We start from the raw sequence: 1,746 nt of genomic DNA, 5'->3' as shown, positions 1-1,746 counted from the left end.
CGGCGTCTTCTCCGTCATCGCGCTGCTGCTGAAGCTGGGCGACGAGCGCAAGGCCATCGCGTCGGTGCCGTGGTCGACCCTGATCATGATCTGCGGCATGGGCATGTTGATCTCCGTCGCGATCAAGGCGGGAACCATCGCGGCACTGGCGGCCTGGCTCGGCAGCAGCATCCCGGCCCTGCTCCTGCCGGTGGTGTTCGGCATCGTCGCCGCGGCGATGTCGCTGTTCTCCAGCACGCTGGGCGTGGTGACGCCGACACTGTTTCCGTTGGTTCCGGCACTGGCGGCCAGCCTGTCGGTCAGCCCGGTGCTGCTGTTCACCGCGATAGTCGTGGGATCGCAGGCCACATCGATCTCGCCCTTCTCGTCCGGCGGCAGCCTGGTCCTCGGTTCGGCTCCGGACGAGACGACCCGCAGCACGCTGTTCACCCGGCTGCTGTTCCGCGCGGCACCCGTCGGCGTGGTTGCGGCGGTCGCGATGAACATCCTGCTCACCTTCGTTCTCTGAGCGAAGTCCTTCGGGGAGAGGGAAGGGGCCATGCCATCCCGGCCCTTCTCCCAGGGCCGATAAACTGCCACCCTGCTTGTGGTCCTGCCGGCCCGGATGGCGCTTCCCCGCGCACCGCGCGGCAGGACCTCCAGGGAGGTGGCCCACATGGCACCGCTGGCAGACACACACCCAGGTCGTTCCTCACCGGCCGATCTCCCCTGGCACGCGCTGGAGGCCGCTGCCGTCGCCGAAAAACTCGGCAGTCCGGCCGACGGGCTCGGCAGCGGTGAGGCGGCGGCACGGCTGGAGCGGTTCGGTCCCAACCGCCTGACTCCGCCGGAACGGCGGCCGGCCTGGATGCGTTTCCTGGCGCAGTTCCACAACCTGTTGATCTACGTGCTTCTCGCGTCCGGAGCGGTGGCGCTGCTTCTGCGGCACTGGACGGATGCAGGGGTGATCTTCGGCGTCGTCCTGGTCAACGCGCTGATCGGCTATATCCAGGAGGACAAGGCTGAACAGGCGCTGGAGGCGATCCGCAACCTGCTGTCGCCCCAGGCCGTGGTGCTGCGCGATGGCCATGCCGTGACCCTGGCGGCAGAGGCGCTGGTGCCCGGCGACCGGGTCTTCCTGGTCTCCGGCGACCGGGTGCCGGCCGACCTGCGGCTCGACCGGACCAAGGGGTTGCTGGTGCAGGAGGCGGCGTTGACCGGCGAGTCGGTGCCGGCCGCCAAGTCCGCCTCCGCCGTCGCCGCCGAGTCCGCGCTCGGCGACCGTGGCGGCATGGCCTATGCCGGGACCATGGTGGTGCAGGGGCAGGGCACCGGCATCGTCGTGGCGACCGGCGACGCGACCGAGGTCGGGCGCATCGGCCATCTTCTGGCCTCGGTGGCGAGCGTGACCACGCCGCTGCTGCTGTCGATGGAGCGGTTCGGCCGCTGGCTGACAGGCGGTATCCTGCTGCTGGCGCTGGTCACCGTCCTGTACGGCCTGCTGGTGAATGGAGAGCCGTGGCAGGACATGGTTCTGACCGCGGTCGGGCTGGCGGTGGCGGCGATCCCGGAAGGGCTGCCGGCGGTGATGACCATCACCATGGCGGTGGGCGTCACCCGCATGGCCCGCCGCAACGCCATCATCCGCCATTTGCCGGCGGTCGAGATGCTGGGAAGCGTCCGCACCATCTGCACCGACAAGACCGGCACCCTGACCCGCAACGAACTGCTGGCGACCGGCATCGTCACCGCCGACGCCACCTATCG

The 1,746-nt window shown here is 69.6% G+C and carries 2 protein-coding genes; both read left to right on the top strand.

The features are described 5' to 3' along the window. Nucleotides 1-508 (top strand): SLC13 family permease (locus tag I71_RS00935; RefSeq protein WP_042688840.1); only part of this gene is annotated, 508 nt, incomplete at its 5' end. 147 nt (nucleotides 509-655) lie between these two features. Further along, a partial coding sequence (locus tag I71_RS00930) for an HAD-IC family P-type ATPase (RefSeq protein ID WP_042688837.1) occupies nucleotides 656-1,746 on the top strand: 1,091 nt, incomplete at its 3' end.

Source organism: Azospirillum sp. B506, from assembly GCF_000333595.1.
GTDB lineage: Bacteria > Pseudomonadota > Alphaproteobacteria > Azospirillales > Azospirillaceae > Azospirillum.
This window is presented reverse-complemented; position numbering and strand designations above follow the sequence as displayed.